Source organism: Caballeronia sp. S22 (genome assembly GCF_964261745.1).
Lineage (GTDB): Bacteria > Pseudomonadota > Gammaproteobacteria > Burkholderiales > Burkholderiaceae > Caballeronia > Caballeronia jiangsuensis.
On the sequence record NZ_OZ180035.1, the window covers coordinates 1,526,874 to 1,545,962 of the forward strand.

At 63.6% G+C, this 19,089-nt stretch carries 15 protein-coding genes; 14 read left to right on the forward strand and 1 reads right to left on the reverse strand.

Features of this window, described 5'->3' with window-relative positions:
- Nucleotides 1-106 precede the first annotated feature (106 nt).
- From bamB to ACEN42_RS07230, 11 genes are all read left to right on the forward strand, one after another.
- Complete coding sequence (gene bamB / locus ACEN42_RS07180; RefSeq protein ID WP_371881003.1) at nt 107-1,252, forward strand: outer membrane protein assembly factor BamB; 1,146 nt, start codon at nt 107-109, stop codon at nt 1,250-1,252.
- Nucleotides 1,253-1,643: 391 nt separating this feature from the next.
- Nucleotides 1,644-2,984 (forward strand): ribosome biogenesis GTPase Der, encoded by a 1,341-nt coding sequence (gene der, locus ACEN42_RS07185; RefSeq protein WP_187604616.1) that lies wholly within the window; start codon nt 1,644-1,646, stop codon nt 2,982-2,984.
- Between the two features lie 160 nt (nt 2,985-3,144).
- On the forward strand, nt 3,145-3,381 hold the full coding sequence (gene hfq, locus ACEN42_RS07190) for an RNA chaperone Hfq (protein ID WP_008349383.1): 237 nt from the start codon (nt 3,145-3,147) through the stop codon (nt 3,379-3,381).
- An 87-nt stretch (nt 3,382-3,468) separates the two neighbouring features.
- On the forward strand, nt 3,469-4,737 hold the full coding sequence (gene hflX, locus ACEN42_RS07195; RefSeq protein ID WP_238293083.1) for a GTPase HflX: 1,269 nt from the start codon (nt 3,469-3,471) through the stop codon (nt 4,735-4,737).
- Nucleotides 4,738-4,797: 60 nt separating this feature from the next.
- The gene (hflK, locus tag ACEN42_RS07200; RefSeq protein ID WP_371881004.1) at nt 4,798-6,192 is read left to right on the forward strand and encodes an FtsH protease activity modulator HflK; all 1,395 of its coding nucleotides are present in this window, start codon (nt 4,798-4,800) and stop codon (nt 6,190-6,192) included.
- Nucleotides 6,193-6,203: 11 nt separating this feature from the next.
- Nucleotides 6,204-7,106 (forward strand): protease modulator HflC, encoded by a 903-nt coding sequence (gene hflC / locus ACEN42_RS07205; protein WP_187604619.1) that lies wholly within the window; start codon nt 6,204-6,206, stop codon nt 7,104-7,106.
- 54 nt (nt 7,107-7,160) lie between these two features.
- Complete coding sequence (locus ACEN42_RS07210) at nt 7,161-7,352, forward strand: DUF2065 domain-containing protein (protein ID WP_035500998.1); 192 nt, start codon at nt 7,161-7,163, stop codon at nt 7,350-7,352.
- A gap of 124 nt (nt 7,353-7,476) precedes the next feature.
- On the forward strand, nt 7,477-8,628 hold the full coding sequence (locus tag ACEN42_RS07215; protein ID WP_238214368.1) for an ATP phosphoribosyltransferase regulatory subunit: 1,152 nt from the start codon (nt 7,477-7,479) through the stop codon (nt 8,626-8,628).
- Between the two features lie 155 nt (nt 8,629-8,783).
- Complete coding sequence (locus tag ACEN42_RS07220; protein WP_035500996.1) at nt 8,784-10,130, forward strand: adenylosuccinate synthase; 1,347 nt, start codon at nt 8,784-8,786, stop codon at nt 10,128-10,130.
- A 102-nt stretch (nt 10,131-10,232) separates the two neighbouring features.
- On the forward strand, nt 10,233-10,793 hold the full coding sequence (locus ACEN42_RS07225; RefSeq protein WP_008349397.1) for a phosphoribosyltransferase: 561 nt from the start codon (nt 10,233-10,235) through the stop codon (nt 10,791-10,793).
- A 265-nt stretch (nt 10,794-11,058) separates the two neighbouring features.
- Nucleotides 11,059-12,951, forward strand: a complete 1,893-nt coding sequence (locus ACEN42_RS07230; protein ID WP_371881005.1) for a potassium transporter Kup — start codon at nt 11,059-11,061, stop codon at nt 12,949-12,951.
- A 75-nt stretch (nt 12,952-13,026) separates the two neighbouring features.
- Here ACEN42_RS07230 and ACEN42_RS07235 read toward each other — a convergent pair whose 3' ends face one another.
- On the reverse strand, nt 13,027-15,360 hold the full coding sequence (locus tag ACEN42_RS07235; RefSeq protein WP_371881006.1) for a Tex family protein: 2,334 nt from the start codon (nt 15,358-15,360) through the stop codon (nt 13,027-13,029).
- Nucleotides 15,361-15,612: 252 nt separating this feature from the next.
- On the opposite strand from ACEN42_RS07235, the gene ACEN42_RS07240 reads away from it, so the two are divergent.
- The 3 genes from ACEN42_RS07240 to ACEN42_RS07250 all read left to right on the forward strand — a co-directional run bounded on the left by ACEN42_RS07240 (nt 15,613) and on the right by ACEN42_RS07250 (nt 19,020).
- Complete coding sequence (locus ACEN42_RS07240; RefSeq protein WP_371881007.1) at nt 15,613-16,422, forward strand: colicin transporter; 810 nt, start codon at nt 15,613-15,615, stop codon at nt 16,420-16,422.
- A gap of 101 nt (nt 16,423-16,523) precedes the next feature.
- Nucleotides 16,524-16,709 (forward strand): DUF465 domain-containing protein, encoded by a 186-nt coding sequence (locus ACEN42_RS07245; protein WP_035500990.1) that lies wholly within the window; start codon nt 16,524-16,526, stop codon nt 16,707-16,709.
- 82 nt (nt 16,710-16,791) lie between these two features.
- Entirely contained in the window at nt 16,792-19,020 is a 2,229-nt protein-coding gene (locus tag ACEN42_RS07250) for an ATP-dependent DNA helicase (RefSeq protein ID WP_238214372.1), read from the forward strand.
- Nucleotides 19,021-19,089 lie beyond the last annotated feature (69 nt).

Here is a 19,089-nt window from a genome sequence, read left to right on the forward strand (position 1 = left end):
GATCCTGCAAATCAGTCAATCAAGCCGCCCGCCACGGCGTCGCGATGCAGCGACGCGGCGGTCGGCGCCGATCAACCCAATTCACCAATTCATGTTGCGTCCACCGATGACTTTTTTGAAACGCTACGCCGTGCCGCTCACTTGCGCGATGACCGTCTTGCTGGCCGCCTGCTCGTCGACCAAGGATGAACGCCGCGTGCCGACACCGCTCGCGGACTTCAAGCCGGTGTTGAACGTCAGCCAGACGTGGAAGGCGAGCGTCGGCAAGGCGGGCCGCTATCTATTCTCGCCGGTCGCGGTCGGCGATTACGTCTTCGCCGCGGGCACGAACGGCACGGTCGCGAAGATCGACGCGAAGACCGGTCAGGACGTCTGGCGCATCAAGCTCAAGGACGATCTGTCCGCGGGCGTCGGCAGCGACGGCAATCTCACGGCGGTGGGCGGTCTGAAGGGTCAGGTCGACGTGCTCGGCGCCGACGGCAAGCTGCTGTGGACGGCCACGGCGCCCGGCGAGATCGTCTCGCCGCCGCTCGTCGGCAACGATCTCGTGATCGTGCGCACGATCGACGGCAAGGTCATCGCGTTCAACGCGCAGACGGGCGAGCAAAGGTGGGTCTTTCAGTTGCGCGCCGTGCCTTTGAACCTGCGTGTCGCGGCGGGCATGACGTTCGCCGGCAATCAGGCGGTGCTCGCGGGCTTCCCCGGCGGCACGTTCGCGGCGATCAACCTGCAAACGGGCGACGCCTACTGGCAGGCGCCGGTTTCGTATCCGAAGGGCGTGACCGAAGTCGAGCGTATCAACGACGTGACCGGCGCGCCGGGACTCGTCGGCGCGCAGACCTGCGCGGTGACGTTCCAGGGCCGCATCGGCTGCTTCGATGCGAACTCGGGCCAGCCGGTGTGGGAAAAGAATTTCTCGAGCGACAGCGGCCTTGCGCAAGACGAGCAGATCGTCGCGGCGGGCGACGACTGGTCGGTCGTGAACGCGTTCCGCGCGACGGACGGCTCGCAGATCTGGAAGACGGATACGCTGAAGAACCGCAGCGTCAGCGTGCCGTACATTCTCGGCCGTGCGGTCGTCGTGGGCGACTATCAGGGCTTCGTGCACTTCCTGAACACGGAAAACGGCCAGCTCATCGGCCGCGCACCTACTGACGGCAGCGCGATCACCGCGGCGCCTGTGATGGCGGGCAACACGCTCGTCGTGCAGACGCATGACGGCGATCTCTACGGTTTCCGTCCGGGCAACTGAGTGACAGCCAGGCTTCGGGCGCGTTACGCGCGCTCGAAGCCTTAAGCAGCAAGCGCACCGTCGATGTCCGGCGGCGCGTCAGGCTCGCCACGACGAGCCGCACGAGAAAGAAGCGTCGCGCCGCGCGCGCATCGCGATAAAACCCGCCTGCAAAAGCAGGGTAGAAGAACGAGCGCGTCGTGCGAAGGCGCCGCGCAAGACGAGCCTCGAACGAGGCAAGACCGGCGAACAACCGCCGATCATCCGGCCAACCGACGCGCCTCGCGTGCGGCAAGCCGAATCCATGCTAATTTGCGACAAGCGCAGCCATTGCGCGGCGTAGCGGAACGCAACGAGACGTTTCTACCGCCCGTTCCGCGTTCGCCTTGCGTTCAACCTTGAACAAAATCAGATGAAACCCGTGATTGCGCTCGTCGGGCGCCCCAATGTTGGGAAATCGACGCTTTTCAACCGGCTGACGCGCTCGCGCGACGCGCTCGTCGCGGACTTGCCGGGGCTGACCCGTGACCGCCATTACGGCGAAGGCCGCGTGGGCGGCGAACGTCCGTATCTCGTCGTGGACACGGGCGGTTTCGAGCCGGTGGCGAAGGACGGGATCCTGCACGAGATGGCGCGGCAGACGCGTCAGGCGGTCGAAGAGGCCGATATCGTCGTGTTCATCGTCGATGGCCGCAACGGGCTCGCGCCGCAGGACAAGGCGATCGCCGACTATCTGCGCAAGACCGGCCGGCCGCTGTTTCTGGTCGTGAACAAGGCCGAGGGCATGAAGTACTCGGCGGTCGCGGCGGACTTCTACGAGCTCGGTCTCGGCGATCCGCGCGCGATCTCGGCCGCGCATGGCGACGGCGTCGTCGAGATGATCAACGATGCGCTCGACATTGCCTACAAGGATCAGCCGGAAGAAACGGACGAAGAGAAGGCGAAGCACGGCGTCAAGATTGCGATCGTCGGGCGTCCGAACGTCGGCAAGTCGACGCTCGTGAACACGCTGATCGGCGAGGAGCGCGTGATCGCGTTCGACATGCCCGGCACCACGCGCGATTCGATCTATGTTGATTTTGAGCGACAAGGCCGCAAGTACACCTTGATCGACACGGCCGGCCTGCGCCGCCGCGGCAAGGTGTTCGAAGCGATCGAGAAGTTCTCGGTCGTGAAGACGCTGCAGTCCATCGCGGACGCCAACGTCGTGATCCTTCTGCTCGATGCGCAGCAGGACATCTCGGAGCAGGACGCGCACATCGCGGGTTTCGTGGTCGAGCAGGGGCGCGCGCTCGTCGTCGGCGTCAACAAGTGGGACGGCCTGGACTCGCATGTGCGTGAACGCACGAAGGCGGACCTGACGCGCAAGCTCAAGTTTTTGGACTTTGCTAAATTCCACTACGTTTCGGCGCTCGAGAAGACGGGTATCGGCGCTTTGATGAAATCGGTCGATGACGCCTACGCCGCCGCGATGGCAAAGCTGCCGACGCCGAAGCTCACGCGCGCGCTGATCGACGCGGTGGAGTTCCAGCAGCCGCGCCGTCGCGGGCCGGTGCGGCCGAAGCTGCGTTATGCGCATCAGGGCGGGCAGAATCCGCCGATCATCGTCGTGCACGGCAACGCGCTCGACGCGATCACCGAGACGTACAAGCGTTATCTGGAAGGACGTTTTCGCGAAACTTTCGGGCTCGCCGGCACTCCACTTCGCATAGAGTTTCGGTCGAGTCACAACCCATACGCGGACAAGGATTGAGAACCGCGTGAAGCCTTACGGTTCGGTGCCGTCAGCCATTTGGCCGAGGGGTCCCGAAAACGTAAAACAGCGAAAATCGGCTATAGTGTAGCGATTGTCGGCGGATCTCTTTTTCTTCGTCCACAATACTTCCAACCTGCAAAAAAACACGGAGTTTGCTATGAGCAACAAAGGGCAATTGTTACAAGACCCGTTTTTGAACGCACTGCGTAAAGAGCATGTGCCGGTGTCGATCTATTTGGTCAACGGCATCAAGCTTCAAGGCAACATCGAATCTTTCGACCAGTACGTCGTGTTGCTCCGAAATACGGTCACCCAGATGGTCTATAAGCACGCTATTTCGACGGTCGTGCCTGCCCGCCCGGTGAATTTCCACCCGGACGCTGAACCGTCCTAAACCTCGTCGCGGCCGGCGCGAATCTGCCATTTCAAAAGCGAACATTAAGCAACTCGCCGGTCGCTTCAAAAACGTAAATACATCAATTTGATCAACGCAGCGCTCGTCGGCATAGACTTCGGCAAGATCGATTTCGAAGCCAGTCTGGAAGAACTCAGCTTGCTCGCACAAAGTGCGGGCGCTCATCCCGCCGTCACGCTCACCGGCCGCCGCTCGAGCCCCGATGCCAAGATGTTCATCGGCAGCGGCAAGGTCGAAGAACTGCGCCTGCAGTGTGAAGCGAACGACGTCGAACTCGTCATCTTCAATCATGCGCTCGCGCCCGCGCAGCAGCGCAATCTCGAGGTCGCGCTGAATCGCCGTGTGGTCGATCGCACAAGCCTCATTCTCGATATCTTCGCGCAGCGCGCCCGCAGCCACGAAGGCAAGCTGCAGGTCGAGCTCGCGCAACTGCAATATCTGTCGACGCGCCTCATTCGCGCGTGGACTCACCTCGAACGCCAGAAGGGCGGCATCGGCTTGCGCGGCCCGGGTGAAACGCAGCTCGAAACCGACCGCCGTCTGATCGGCGAGCGCATCAAGGCGCTCAAGTCGCGGCTCGAAAAGCTGCGCCGTCAACACGGCACGCAGCGGCGTCAGCGCGTGCGCAACCGGACCATGTCGGTGTCGCTCGTCGGCTATACGAACGCGGGCAAGTCCACCTTGTTCAACGCGCTGACGAAGGCGCAGGCGTACGCGGCCAATCAGCTCTTCGCCACGCTCGACACCACGTCGCGCCGGGTCTTCCTCGGCGAGGAAGCGGGGCATGTCGTCGTGTCGGACACGGTCGGGTTCATCCGTGAATTGCCGCACCAGCTCGTCGCCGCATTCCGCGCCACGCTCGAAGAAACCATTCACGCGGACGTGCTGCTGCATGTCGTCGATGCATCGAGCGCGGTGCGCCTCGATCAGATCGATCAGGTGAACGAGGTGTTGCGCGGCATCGGCGCGGACAACATTCGCCAGATTCTCGTCTTCAACAAGATCGACGCGGTGCCTGAGCTCGCGGCCCGTGACGAAGCGGTTGAAAGGGACGAGTATGGTAATATTTCGCGCGTTTTCTTGAGTGCACGCACGGGTCAGGGGCTCGATGCGCTGCGCGCTGCCATCGCCGAAATCGCCACGGCGGAAATCGGTGAGATCGATGCGGGCCTACCCAGCGTGCTCGCCGAATTTCCGGGCTCGCACGAGGCGTCCGACGCAACGCAATCCACGCAGTCCGAGTCAAACGCCACACACGACACGAACGCGCAGCCGGACGACCACCGGCAGGCTGTCGAACGTGACGATCACAAGGTCCCCGAGCACGGACATTAAGTTGCTTCGGAATTGCATCGACCCGGAATCGACCCCGGCTGTCTAATGGTGAATCACCGAGTGAACGACTACAAAGAGCGGACTATCCGGCAAGCTGTGCACGCCGTCTTTTCGATCAACGATCCGCGCTGGGGGCGGGGCGACGGCAATGGCGTGAAGAACGACTCGAAGCGCCCGCAAGACGGCAAGCGCCCGAACGGCAAGGACGAAGGTCCACCCGATCTCGACGAGATGTGGCGCGAGTTCAATCGCCGCATCGCCGGCGTGTTCGGCAGGAAGCCCGGCAACGGCGCCCCGCGCGAGAACGGCCGCGGCACGAAGATCGGTGTCGGCATCGTCATTGGCGTGTTGATCGCCATCTATCTCGGCAGCGGCGTGTTCGTCGTGCAGGACGGGCATGTCGGCGTCGTCTCTCAGTTCGGCAAGTATCGTCAGACGGTCTCGCAAGGCATTCACTGGCGTCTGCCGTATCCGTTCCAGTCGAGCGAAATCGTCGATACGTCGCAGATTCGTTCCGTCGAAGTCGGGCGCGGCACCGCACTGTCGCAAGGCAATGTGCGCGACGCGTCGCTTCTGACGAACGACGCGGATATCGTCGACGTGCGCTTTGCCGTGCAGTACCAGATCAAGTCGCCTACTGACTTCCTCTTCCGCAGCGTCAATGCGGACGACAGCGTCACGCAGGCCGCGCAATCGGCGATCCGCGAGATCGCGGGCGGCCTCACCACGGACGACATGCTCTACAAGGATCGCGAGGCGCTGCGCGCGCGTCTGATCGAAACGATCCAGCGTTCGCTCGACACCTATCGCACCGGTCTGCAGGTGACGGGCGTCGCGGTGCAAAGCGTGCAGGTGCCGCAACAGGTGCAGTCGGCGTTCGAGGAAGCGGCGCGTGTGCGTCAGGACAACGAACGCGCCCGCGACACCGCGCAAGCCTATGCGGATCAGTTGCTGCCGCGCGCGAAGGCCGACGCGGCCAAGCTGATCGACGAGGCGCGCGCCTATAGCAACCGCGAAGTCACGCAGGCGCAGGGAGACGCGGAGCGCTTCAAGGAGGTCTACGCGGAATACTCGAAGGCGCCCGCGGTCATTCGTCAACGCATGTACCTGGACACGATGCAGCAGATCTACTCGCGCACCACGAAGGTTTTCGTCGACAGCAAGGCGGGCAATAACGTCGTCTATCTGCCGCTCGACAAGCTCGTCGAAGCCAATCGACAGCAGGCCAAGGACGCGGCCGAAGGCGCGAGCGGAGCGGTTGCGCCGGGCGCAGCCGCCGCGACGGAAGCGCCTCAGGCGCGCGCGCAGGGCACGGCGAGCGCGTCGGCGCCGGCTGCCGCGGCACCCGCCAGCGCGGCAAGCGCTGCCAGCGGCGCGAGCGCGAATGCCGGCGGCGATCCGCTGCGCTCGCGTGACGCGTTCCGTTCCCGCAGCCGGTCGGAAGACCTGCAATAAGGAGCGCGAACATGAATCGAATCTTTGCGCTCGTCGTCGCCGTCGTCATCGTGCTGTTCATCGGTTCGTCGATGATCTTCACCGTCGACGAAAGACATGCCGCCGTCGTCGCCGCGCATGGCGAAGGCAATCCGCGTCTCGAAGGCCCCGGTCTGCACTTCAAGCTGCCGCCGCCGTTCCAGACGCTTACGCTTATCGACACACGCACGCTCACCATCGACGAATCCGGCGCCGACCGTTTCTCGACGGCGGACAAGAACGAAGTGCTGGTCAACACGGTGATCAAGTATCGCGTTTCCGATCCTTTGAAGCTCTTCGAAAGCAACGAGAAGAACACGCAGACGGCCGAGGAGCGCATCACCGCGCTTGCGCGCACGGCGCTCGCGAGCGCCTTTGCGAAGCGCCCGCTCACCGACGCGCTCGGCGCTCAGCAGGCGATCGAAACCGACGCGCAGAAGAGCGTCGAAAGCGCGGCCGCGGTGTTCGGCGTGCAACTGGTCGACTTGCAGATGACGCGCATCGACTTCCCGTCGGCGGTGGCCGATTCCGTCTACAAGCGCATGATCGCGGCACGTCAGCAGGCTGCGGCGAACGAACGCGCGAAGGGCACGGCGGACGCGGACAAGATCAAGGCCGACGCGGAGCGCACGCAGCAGGCCATCGTCGCGGACGCCTACAGCCAGGCGCAGTCGATCAAGGGCGAAGGAGACAGCAAGGCGGCGGCCATTGCGGCCGATGCGTACGGACGCGATCCGCAGTTCTACCAGTTCTATCAGAGCCTGGAAGCGTATAAGAAGACGTTCAAGCCGGGCGACGTGATGGTCGTCGACTCGAACAGCGATTTCTTCCGCTTCATGAAGAGCCCGACCGGCGGTGCGACGGATACGTCGGCCCCGGCGACGGCGAAGCGCTGATTCCCGTCCGCGCCGCGCACCGGATCGTCCCGGTCGCGCGGCATAAAAAAACCCTTGGACATGGCCGAGACGTTACTGCTCGCTCTTGCGTTGATGCTGATTATCGAAGGCATGTTTCCCTTCGTTTTCCCGACCGCCTGGCGCGATACCTTTCGCCGCATCGCGGAGCGACCGGTGCACCATATCCGCATCGGCGGACTGGTCGCCATGGTGCTCGGCCTGATTCTGCTCCTGATCGCGACGTGAGCCTCGTCCGGCAGGCCGCCGCCATTTCGCCTATCTTGTCCTTATCCTTTCGTCCCTGACCGTTCAAGTCCGTGAGCGCCGCGCGATCCGCGCCGAGCCCTCTCGTCCCGTAGGAAACGTATCGATGTCCACCTGGTTACTTCCCGAGAATATCGCCGACGTCTTGCCGTCGGAAGCCCGCAAGATCGAAGAGCTGCGCCGCCGCCTGCTCGACCGTTTCCGTTCGTACGGCTACGAGCTCGTGATGCCGCCGATGCTCGAGTATCTCGAATCGCTTCTGACGAGCGGCGGAAGCGACCTGAATCTGCGCACCTTCAAGCTCGTCGATCAATTGTCCGGGCGCACGCTCGGCCTGCGCGCGGACATCACGCCGCAGGTATCGCGCATCGACGCGCATCTGCTGAACCGGCAGGGCGTGACGCGTCTGTGCTACGCGGGCGTGGTGTTGCACACGCGCCCGCGCGGGCTGCACGCGACGCGCGAGCAGATTCAGATCGGCGCGGAAATCTATGGGCACGCCGGGCTCGAAGCGGATCTCGAGATCCAGCAGCTCATGCTCGATTCGCTGCATCTCGCAGGTCTGAAGAAAGTGCGACTCGATCTGTGCCACGCGGGCGTGCTCGCCGCGCTGCTGGAGCTCGAACCGGCGGCGGCATCGCTCGGTGAAGCGCTTTACGAAGCGCTCGCGAGCAAGGACGTGCCGCGCCTCAATGAGCTGACCGCGCATCTCGGACAAGTGCCGCGCGAGGCGCTGCGGGCATTGCCGTCGCTCTATGGCGATGCTTCGGTGCTGCAGATTGCGCGTGGCCGTCTGCCGAATCTGCCGGTGATCGCGCGCGCGCTCGACGATCTCGCGTTCCTCGCGGGTCAGGTCGAAGGCGCGGAGCTGATGATCGACCTCGCGGACCTGCGCGGCTATGCCTATCACAGCGGTGTGATGTTCACCGCCTATGTCGATGGCGTGCCGAACGCCGTCGCGCGCGGCGGCCGATACGACGACGTTGGCCTGGCCTACGGCCGTGCGCGGCCCGCTACGGGCTTCTCGCTCGACCTGCGCGAAGTGGCGCGCATCTCGCCCGTCGACGCACGCGGCAGCGCGATCGTCGCGCCTTGGAAACACGATGAACCGCTGCGTGCAGCGATTCTCGCGCTGCGCGACGCGGGCGAAGTGGTGATCCAGGCGCTGCCCGGCCACGACCACGATCTGGACGAATTTGCGTTCGACCGTGTGCTCGTCGAGCGCGACGGCAAATGGACGGTCGAAACCCGCACCTGAAGCGGGCGATGAATACAGGCGCTTGATCGGCAAGGGAATTTGCTTAGCGGATTCCAATCACGCGAGCGTGACGAAATCGCGAAACGCGTCCCGAAAAACTCGGAACCTTTCGCGAACATAGGTAAAATACGTTTTTAACCAGCTAACGAATCAACATGTCTGCCAGTGCAGTGAATGTGAACCCGGGGCGCAACGTCGTCGTGGTGGGCACCCAGTGGGGTGATGAGGGCAAAGGCAAGATCGTCGACTGGCTGACGGACCACGCCCAGGGCGTCGTGCGCTTCCAGGGCGGTCACAACGCCGGCCATACGCTCATCATCGGCGGCAAGAAGACCATTCTTCGCCTCATTCCCTCGGGCATCATGCGCGCGGGCACGGCCTGTTACATCGGCAATGGCGTCGTGTTGTCGCCGGAAGCGCTGTTCAAGGAAATCGATGAACTGGAAGCTGCGGGCGTCGACGTCTGCAAGCGCCTGTTCATTTCCGAAGCCGCCACGCTCGTTCTCCCGTATCACGTCGCGATCGACCAGGCGCGCGAAGCCAAGCGCGGCGCCGGCAAGATCGGCACGACCGGCCGCGGCATCGGCCCGGCGTACGAAGACAAGGTGGCCCGTCGCGGTCTGCGCGTGCAGGATCTCTTCGATCGCGCGGTGTTCGAGGAACGCCTGCGCGAAACGCTCGAATTCCATAACTTCGTGCTGACGCAATACCTCGGCGCGAAGGCCGTCGATTTTCAGGAAACGCTCGAGACGATGCTCGGTTACGCCGACCGTCTAGCCCCCATGGTCACGGATGTTTCCCGCCGTCTCTATGACGAAAACCACGCCGGCCGGAATCTGCTGTTCGAAGGCGCGCAAGGCACGCTGCTCGACATCGACCACGGCACGTATCCGTATGTCACCTCGAGCAATTGCGTCGCGGGCGCGGCGACTTCGGGCGCGGGCATCGGGCCGCAGCGTCTGAACTACATTCTCGGCATCACCAAGGCGTACTGCACGCGCGTCGGTTCGGGCCCGTTCCCGAGCGAGCTGTACGACGCGGACAACGCTCAGCGTCAGGATCAGGTTGGCCTGAATCTCGCGACCGTCGGCAAGGAATTCGGCTCGGTCACCGGCCGTCCGCGCCGCACCGGCTGGCTCGACGCCGCCGCGCTGCGCCGTTCGATTCAGATCAACGGCATCTCGGGCCTGTGCATGACCAAGCTCGACGTGCTCGACGGTCTCGACGAAGTGAAGCTGTGCACGGGCTACACGCTCGACGGCAAGCTGATCGACATCCTGCCGCGCGGCGCATCGGAAGTGGCGCGCTGCGAGCCGGTGTATGAAACGTTCGGCGGCTGGAAGGAAAGCACCATCGGCATCACGCAATGGGACGGGCTGCCGGAAAACGCGCGCAAGTACCTGTCGCGTGTGCAGGAAGTGGCGGGCGTGCCGATCGACATGGTGTCGACCGGTCCGGACCGTGACGAAACCATCCTGCTTCGCCATCCGTTCAAGGTCTGAGCGCTTTAACGAGCCTCGACCGGAGCCGGACGCTGTAAAGAATGTGGCCGCCTGATGCGGCCACATTTCGTATATAACCTAAGCATTTGAAAGAGCCTCACCATGATCGCGATGACGGACCCGCGCAACGACGACAAGAACCTCTGGGTCGGCTGGGATGAATATCACCGGCTGATCGAACTCCTTGCACTGAAGGTGCACGAGTCGGGCTGGAAGTTCGACAAGATCCTGTGTCTCGCGCGCGGCGGCCTGCGTGTGGGCGATCAACTGTCGCGCATCTACGACCTGCCGCTCGCCATTCTCGCGACGAGCTCGTACCGCGAAGCAGCGGGCACGGAGCAGGGCGATCTCGACATCGCGCAATACATCACGATGACGCGCGGCGATCTGTCCGGCAACGTGCTGCTCGTCGACGATCTGGTCGATTCGGGCGTGACGCTCGCGCGCGTGCAGGAGCATCTGAAGGAGCGTTATCCGGCGATCACGGCGGTGCGTTCGGCGGTGCTCTGGTACAAGGCGTGCTCGAAGGTCAAACCCGACTATCACGTTCAGCATCTTGAAACGAATCCGTGGATTCATCAGCCTTTCGAGGAGTGGGACACGGTGCGTCCGCACAACCTGGGCGCGTGGATCAAGCGCGGCACGCAAAACGGACGCGGATGATCGGCGACGCCTGATCTTTCGCATGACAGACGCCGTTCGCCCGGCACGAAGCCGGGCGCAACGGCGTTTTTTGTTTTTGCGCGATGACGGACCGAACGCCGAAGAATCGAGCTGAACGCGCCCGCCTACGCACACGGAGCGCGATGCTACACTCTGACACGCGTCTCTCGTGGCGCTGGAGCAACACGCGAGAAGGCGTCTTCGCGTGCAACGTTAGATAGAATGGCGTTCGTTTTATTCCGCCCTGGACGGATATATCGCTTTTATGACTAACACGACTCACGCGCACGAGCATAAACAGCCAATGCACTCGCTTGCGCTCGCCGCCATTGGCGTCGTTTTCGGCGACATCGGCACGAGTCCTCTCTACTCCCTGAAGGAAGCCTTTAGCCCGTCGCACGGCATCGGCTTGTCGGAGGCGTCGATTCTCGGCGTCATCTCCTTGCTCTTCTGGGCGATCGTCATGGTGGTCGCCGTCAAATACGTGCTGTTCGTCATGCGCGCCGACAACAACGGCGAAGGCGGCGTGTTCGCCATGACGACGCTCGCGCTGCGCAGCGTGAGAGAGGCCGGCAAGATCTCGGGCGTACTGATGATGCTGGGCATCTTCGGCGCGTGCATGTTCTACGGCGATGCGGTCATCACGCCGGCGATGTCGGTGCTGTCGGCGGTCGAAGGTCTCGAGATCGCCGCGCCCAAGCTCTCTCCGTACGTGCTGCCGATCACGATCGTGATTCTCATCGCGCTGTTCTGGATTCAGCGCCACGGCACGGCGGTGGTCGGCAAGCTCTTCGGCCCGATCATGGTCGTGTGGTTCGCGACGCTCGCGGTGCTCGGCGCCGCGCATATCGTCATGGAGCCGCGCATCATCGTCGCGCTCAATCCCTATTACGCCTTTTCCTTCATGGGGCAGCACGTCCTGCAGGCGTATATCGTGCTCGGCTCGGTCGTGCTGGTGCTGACCGGGGCGGAAGCGCTGTACGCGGACATGGGGCACTTTGGCGTAAAGCCGATTCGCTACGGCTGGTACGGCTTCGTCATGCCGTCGCTGTTGCTGAACTACTTTGGTCAGGGCGCGTTGCTGATGCACTCGCCGCAGGCCATCGAGAACCCGTTCTTTCTGCTCGCGCCCGACTGGGCATTGCTGCCCCTCGTGATTCTGTCGACGGTCGCGACCGTGATCGCATCGCAGGCGGTCATTTCCGGCGCGTATTCGCTGACGAGCCAGGCGATTCAGCTCGGCTACGTGCCGCGCATGAAGATCCTGCACACGTCGGAACTTGCGATCGGCCAGATCTATATTCCGCTCGTGAACTGGATGCTGCTTTTCATCATCCTGTGCATCGTCATCGGCTTCAAGAGTTCCGAAAATCTCGCCGCCGCGTACGGTCTCGCCGTCACCGCGACCATGCTCACGACCACGATCCTCGTGTCCGTCGTGATGGTGAATCTGTGGGGCTGGAACCGCTGGCTCGTCGGCGGGATGATCGCCGTGTTCCTGATGATCGACATCGGCTTCTTCGGTGCGAGCCTGCTGAAGATCGAGCAGGGCGGCTGGCTGCCGCTGTGCATCGGCGGCGCGCTCTTCTTCCTGTTGATGACCTGGTACAAGGGTCGCATGATCGTGAAGGATCGCACGGCGGCGGACGGTATCCCGTTGATGCCGTTCCTGCAAGGCTTGCTCGCGCATCCGCCGCATCGGGTGTCGGGTACGGCGATCTATCTCACCGGCAGCGATTCGCTCGTACCCGTGAGTCTTCTGCACAACCTGAAGCACAACAAGGTGCTGCACGAGCGCACCATCTTCATGAACTTCAAGACGCGCGACATTCCTTATGTCGACGATGCGCATCGTCTCGAAGTGAAGGACATCGGCGGCGGACTGTTCCTCGTGAAGGCGGCATACGGCTTCAACGAGACGCCGGATGTGAAGGCCGTGCTCGAGCAGATCACGCGCACGCATGCGATGACTTTCGAGCTGATGGACACGTCGTTCTTCATGGCGCGCGAGACGGTCGTGCCGACGGAATTGCCGGGCATGTCGGTGTGGCGCGAGCGCGTGTTCGCGTGGATGCATCAGAACGCCGCGAAGCCGACGGATTTCTTCAGTATTCCCGCGAATCGCGTGGTCGAGCTGGGAACGAAGATCGAGATCTGACGCTTCGTTTTTCAGAAGCGCAAAAGAAAACCCCACGTTGCAAGACGTGGGGTTTTTTGTTGGCCGCGGGAACCGTCAGCGTTTCAGTTTTGCGAATGCCGCGGCCATCGCACCGGCCGCTTCCGGTTCGCGACGCTGCTGCGGACGCTGGCCCGAACGACGATCCTGCGAACCGCGCGATTGCGCTGCGCCCGCGCCGCCGCTCGCCGAAGCCTGCGCGGAGTCATCGCCCAGACGCATCGTGAGCGAAATTCGCTGACGCTTCACATCCGTCTCGATGACTTTCACCTTGACGACCTGACCGGCCTTCACGACTTCGTGCGGGTCCTTGATGAATTTCGTGGACATCGCCGAAACGTGCACGAGACCGTCCTGATGCACGCCGATATCGACGAACGCGCCGAACGCCGCGACGTTCGTCACCACGCCTTCGAGGATCATGCCCGGCACGAGGTCCGAAATTTTCTCGATGCCTTCCCTGAACGTCGCCGTCTTGAACTCGGGGCGCGGATCGCGGCCCGGTTTTTCGAGTTCGACGAGAATGTCGCGCACGGTCGGCAGGCCGAAACGATCGTCGACGAATTCAGTGGGCGAAAGGCCCGTCAAGGCGTCGCGTTTGCCGAGCACATCGCCGATATGCTTTTTGATCTTCGCGAGAATGCGCTCGACGACCGGATACGCCTCCGGATGCACCGACGAGCGATCGAGCGGATTTTCGCCGTTGTTGATGCGCAGAAAGCCCGCTGCCTGCTCGAAGGTCTTGTCGCCGAGACGCGGCACCTTCTTCAGATGCGCGCGCGACGGGAACGGCCCGTTGGCATCGCGATAATCGACGATATTGCGCGCGAGCGTCGAATTCAGCCCCGACACGCGCGCGAGCAGCGCAACCGACGCCGTGTTCGCATCGACGCCGACGGCATTCACGCAATCCTCGACGACCGCATCGAGCGAGCGCGCGAGTTCGCGCTGGTTGACGTCGTGCTGATACTGGCCGACGCCGATCGCTTTCGGCTCGATCTTCACGAGTTCGGCGAGCGGGTCTTGCAGCCGCCGCGCGATCGACACCGCGCCGCGCAGCGACACGTCGAGTTCCGGAAACTCCTTCGCGGCGAGCTCAGATGCCGAATACACCGATGCGCCCGCCTCGGACACGACGATCTTCTGCAGCTTCAGATCCGGATGCTTCGCGATGAGCTCGCTCGCGAGCTTGTCGGTTTCGCGCGATGCGGTGCCGTTGCCGATCGACACCAGTTCGGCCTGCGTCGCGTGCGCGATGCGCGCGAGCTTCGCGATGGAGCCGTCCCAGTCGCGGCGCGGTTCGTGCGGATAGATCGTGTCGGTCGCGAGCACCTTGCCGGTGCGATCCACGACCGCCACTTTCACGCCGGTGCGCAAGCCCGGATCGAGACCGATCACGGCCTTCGGGCCGGCAGGCGCCGCGAGCAGCAAGTCTTTCAGATTGCGCGCGAACACGCGAATGGCTTCATGCTCGGCTTCTTCGCGCAGTTGCGTGAGCAATTCGGTTTCGATGTGCGGCTGCACCTTCACGCGCCAGCACCAGCGGCACACGTCGGAGAGCCATTTGTCGCCGGCGCGGCCGCGATTGGCGATGCCGAAATGCTGCGCGATCATCGCTTCGCACGGGTGCGGAATCTGCGCGTCGAGTTCCTCGCCGAGGCCGAGCTTGACGGTCAGAACGCCCGCATTGCGGCCACGGAACAGCGCGAGCGCGCGGTGCGACGGCACGGTGCGGATCGTCTCGCTGTAGTCGTAGTAGTCGCGGAATTTCTCGCCCTCCTCGCCTTGTTTGCCGTCCACCACGCTCGACGTGACGAGCCCTTGGTTGAACAGATGCTCGCGCAGCTTGCCGAGGATTTCGGCCGTTTCGCCGAACTGCTCGGAGAGAATGTCACGCGCGCCGTCGAGCGCGGCTTTGGTGTCGGCGACGCCTTTTTCCGCATCGACGAACTTTGCGGCTTCGGCTTGCGGATCGAGCGTGGGATCGGCGAGGAGCGCCTGCGCGAGCGGTTCGAGGCCGGCCTCGCGGGCGATCTGCGCTCGCGTGCGGCGCTTGGGCTTGTAGGGCAGGTAGAGGTCTTCGAGCACCTGCTTGCTGTCCGCGCCTTCGATGGCCCCGCGCAGTTCGGCCGTGAGCTTGCCTTGCTCGTCGATGCTTTGCAGGATCGTCGCGCGGCGGTCTTCGAGCTCGCGCAGGTACAGCAGGCGCTCCTCGAGCGTGCGCAACTGCGTGTCGTCGAGATTGCCGGTGACTTCCTTGCGATACCGGGCGATGAACGGGACAGTCGAGCCTTCGTCGAGAAGCCCCACGGCGGCGGCGACCTGGCGCGGCTGCACGGTGAGTTCGGAGGCAATGCGCTGTACGATCTTGAGTGCTACGGTTTCCGTCATGTTTCTGCGCTGTCTGCGGCTCGCCGGCAAGATTCGCACCGCGTGCGCAGCCTCGCGAGAGCGAGACGCCGCGGGCGGATGACCGTGCAACGAGCCAGGTTCGGACCGGGTTGCTGGAGCGGGGCATTTTGCCATAAATGGAGGAGCGCTCCGGCGCGCGGTGATAGAATTTGGACATCGCACAAGCCGTTTCGCACCTGATTCTTTATCACGTTGCCGTTCATCCATTTGCCCAACTTTCGCCTTTCAAACGTGCCGGTCGCCGCGGCTCTTTCGCTGCTGTGCGCGGCAGGCGCATTCGCGTCGCAGCAAGCGCTCGCTCAAACCGCCAGGCCGATCGATCCCGGCACGTCCGTGAGCGCACGTCCGCTGGACGCGGCGCCGTCGGACGCGCCGGCCGCGCAAAATCCCGATGACGCGCTGAAAGCCGAGTTCGTCCAGCGTCAGAAGGTGCTCGACCGGCGTACCGAAGAAAACAACTACAGTTACGGCGTGAAGCAGCACGACTGCTACAGCAAATTCTTCGTGAATCACTGTCTGGACAACGCGCGCAACGAGATGCGCGAAGTGCGTCAGCAGATTCGCCAGCAACAACTCGCACTCGACGACGAGCAGCGCGCCGAGCGGGCAAAGCAACGCGACGAGCAGACGGCCATCAAGCGGGCGCAATACGAAGCGGAAGCGCCGCAGCGCGCCGCGAACGAGAAGGCCAGCCAGCAGTCCTACGAAGACAAGCAGCGTCAGAACGCGCTGGCCGCCGCCCAGCGTGACGCCGAAGCGCCGCAGCGCGCGGCCAACCAGGCGGCGTACGATCGCAAGCAGGCGGACTACCAGAAGAAGCTGGATGACGCGCGCGCTCGCGGCGTGCAGGACGCGCAGGAACGCGAGCAAAAGGCGCAGCGCTACGAGCAGAAACAGCAGGAAGCCGCGCAGCATCGAGCGGAAGTCGATGCGCGTCAGAAGGAAGCCGCCAGAAAGGCGCAGGAAAAGGCGCAACAGCAGGAGCAGGAGCGCCAGGAGCAACTGAAACTGCAGCAGCAACAACAGCAGCAAGGTAAGTAGGGCGGTCGGGCTCGTTCTTTGGGCCCGCGCAAAGAGGATGAAAGGAGGCGAGCATGCAGCAGCGCTTGAATGAATCCACGCGCGCACCCCGACAACCCGCCATGGATGCCGCTGTGCTGCGCGACCGAATCGCGCAATTGCAGGAAGAGCATCACAGCCTGGACACGTTGATCGAAAAGATGTCCGGCACCGACGACCTGGAGCTGAGGCGCCTGAAAAAGCGCAAGCTCAAGGTGAAGGACACCATTCTCCTGCTGCAATTGCAGCTGGACTCCGACGCGCACTGAACGCAGCGCGCCGTCCGCAGGCTCGCTGCCGTCGGCGCCTCGCGTGCGCGGCCGCGCCGAAACCCGCAGGATTTAGCACGCCTTGAATTCACCCGCACAATCCAGCGACGGCGCCAGCGCGCCGCTCGCGCTGACCGACAAACGCGGCGTCGAGCTCGACGCCATCTTTTCCGCGCAAGGACTGCTTGCGCGCGCGATCGACGGTTATCGCTCGCGCGCATCGCAGATCGAAATGGCGCGCTCGGTCGCGGCCGCGATGGAAGCATCCGGCCGCGCCATGCCCGAACCCGCGATGTTCGAGGCGCAGCGCCGTCCCGCGCGCAAGCTCGGACCGTCCGACAAGCCGTACGCGCCCGACGAGCAACCGGCCGATGAAATCGGCATCGCGACGGCGAAAGCGGCCATCGACGGCGGCGAGAACACGCTCATCGTCGAGGCCGGCACGGGCACCGGCAAGACCTATGCGTACCTCGTTCCGGCCATGCTGTGGGGCGGCAAGGTCATCGTGTCGACGGGTACGAAGCATCTGCAGGATCAGCTTTTCCAGCGCGACATCCCGACCGTGCGCGACGCGCTCGCCGTGCCCGTGTCCGTCGCGATGCTGAAGGGCCGCGCGAACTATCTGTGCCATTACTACCTGGAACGCACCGCCGACAACGGCCGCCTGCCGTCGCGCCAGGATACGTCGCATCTGCAGGAGATCATCCGTTTCGCGAAGATCACGCGCACCGGCGATAAGGCCGAGCTCGCGAGCGTGCCGGAGAATTCGCCCGTCTGGCCGATGGTCACGTCCACGCGCGATAACTGCCTCGGTCAGGAATGTCCGCATTACAAGGAATGTTTCGTGATGCAGGCGCGCAAGGAAGCGCAGCAGGCGGACATCGTCGTGGTGAATCACCATCTGTTCTTCGCCGATGTGATGCTGCGCGACACAGGCATGGCCGAGTTGCTGCCGACGGCGAACACCATCATCTTCGACGAGGCGCATCAGTTGCCCGAGACGGCGACGCTCTTTTTCGGCGATACGCTCTCGACGACGCAGTTGCTCGAACTCGCGCGCGATACGGTCGCCGAAGGTCTCTCGCACGCACGCGACGCCGCCGACTGGACCAAGCTCGGCGCGGCGCTGGAACGTGCGGCGCGCGATGTGCGGCTCGCGTTCAAGGAAGATTCGGTGCGCCTGTCGCTCGGGCAATTGCCGGACGGTCATCCGATCTTCGAGGCGCTCGACACGCTGGAGACGCATTTGTCCGCGCTCGCCACGACGCTCTCGTCGCATGCGGAGCGGGCAGAATCGTTGCAGGCGCTGGTGCGCCGCGCGCGCGAGTTGCAGGATCTGCTCGCGGGCTGGACGACGCCGCCGACATCGCTCGAACGCGCGGTCGTCGCGGACGAGGACACCGCGAAGCAGGCTGCGAAGGAAGAACCGAACGAGATGGTGCGCTGGATCGAAGTGTTCTCGCACACGGTGCAGTTGCACGAGACGCCGCTGTCGGTCGCGCCGATCTTCGCGAAGCAGCGCGCGGGCGTGCCGCGCGCATGGATTTTCACTTCCGCGACGCTTTCGGTGCGCGGCGACTTCACGCACTACGCGGCGCAGATGGGCCTGAACGCACGCCGTTCGATGACCTTGCCGAGCCCGTTCGATTACCCGTCGCAAGGTTTGCTGTATGTGCCGCGTAATCTGCCGCAACCTTCGTCGCCGCAATTCACCGATGCCGTGTTCGAGGCGGCGCTGCCCGTGATCGAGGCGGCGGGCGGCGGCGTGTTCGTGCTGTGCACGACGTTGCGCGCTGTAGATCGCATCGCGACGCGCATGCGCGACATCATCGAACGGCGTGGCTGGGACAATCCGCTGCTCGTGCAGGGCGACGCGAGCCGTACCGAGCTGCTCGACCGTTTCCGCGCCTACGGCAATGCGATTCTGGTGGGCAGTCAAAGCTTCTGGGAAGGCGTCGATGTGCGCGGCGATGCGCTGTCGCTCGTCGTCATCGACAAGCTGCCGTTCGCGCCGCCCGACGATCCCGTGCTCGCCGCGCGTCTCGACGCGCTGACGAAAAAAGGTCTGAGCCCGTTCGCCGTGCATCAGTTGCCGCAGGCGGTCATCACGTTGAAGCAGGGCGCGGGGCGGCTGATTCGCGCGGAGACGGATCGCGGCGTGCTGATGATCTGCGACACGCGCCTCGTCGAAAAACCGTATGGCCGGCGCATCTGGCAAAGCCTGCCGCCGTTCAAGCGCACGCGCGAACTGGACGTGGTGCGCGAATTCTTCAGCGATGCGGCGAAGTGGAAAACGGAGCTGGCGGAGTAACTGTCGGAATCCTGATTTTTCATCGACGTAAAAAAACGGCCGGTTATCAACCGGCCGTTTCTTTTATTG

Bases quoted from the DNA above. Each gene is read 5' to 3' on its own strand.
- bamB (WP_371881003.1), top strand. From the start codon at position 107: ATGACTTTTTTGAAACGCTACGCCGTGCCGCTCACTTGCGCGATGACC.
- der (WP_187604616.1), top strand. From the start codon at position 1,644: ATGAAACCCGTGATTGCGCTCGTCGGGCGCCCCAATGTTGGGAAATCG.
- hfq (WP_008349383.1), top strand. From the start codon at position 3,145: ATGAGCAACAAAGGGCAATTGTTACAAGACCCGTTTTTGAACGCACTG.
- hflC (WP_187604619.1), top strand. From the start codon at position 6,204: ATGAATCGAATCTTTGCGCTCGTCGTCGCCGTCGTCATCGTGCTGTTC.
- ACEN42_RS07215 (WP_238214368.1), top strand. From the start codon at position 7,477: ATGTCCACCTGGTTACTTCCCGAGAATATCGCCGACGTCTTGCCGTCG.
- ACEN42_RS07220 (WP_035500996.1), top strand. From the start codon at position 8,784: ATGTCTGCCAGTGCAGTGAATGTGAACCCGGGGCGCAACGTCGTCGTG.
- ACEN42_RS07225 (WP_008349397.1), top strand. From the start codon at position 10,233: ATGATCGCGATGACGGACCCGCGCAACGACGACAAGAACCTCTGGGTC.
- ACEN42_RS07230 (WP_371881005.1), top strand. From the start codon at position 11,059: ATGACTAACACGACTCACGCGCACGAGCATAAACAGCCAATGCACTCG.
- ACEN42_RS07235 (WP_371881006.1), bottom strand. From the start codon at position 15,360: ATGACGGAAACCGTAGCACTCAAGATCGTACAGCGCATTGCCTCCGAA.
- ACEN42_RS07245 (WP_035500990.1), top strand. From the start codon at position 16,524: ATGGATGCCGCTGTGCTGCGCGACCGAATCGCGCAATTGCAGGAAGAG.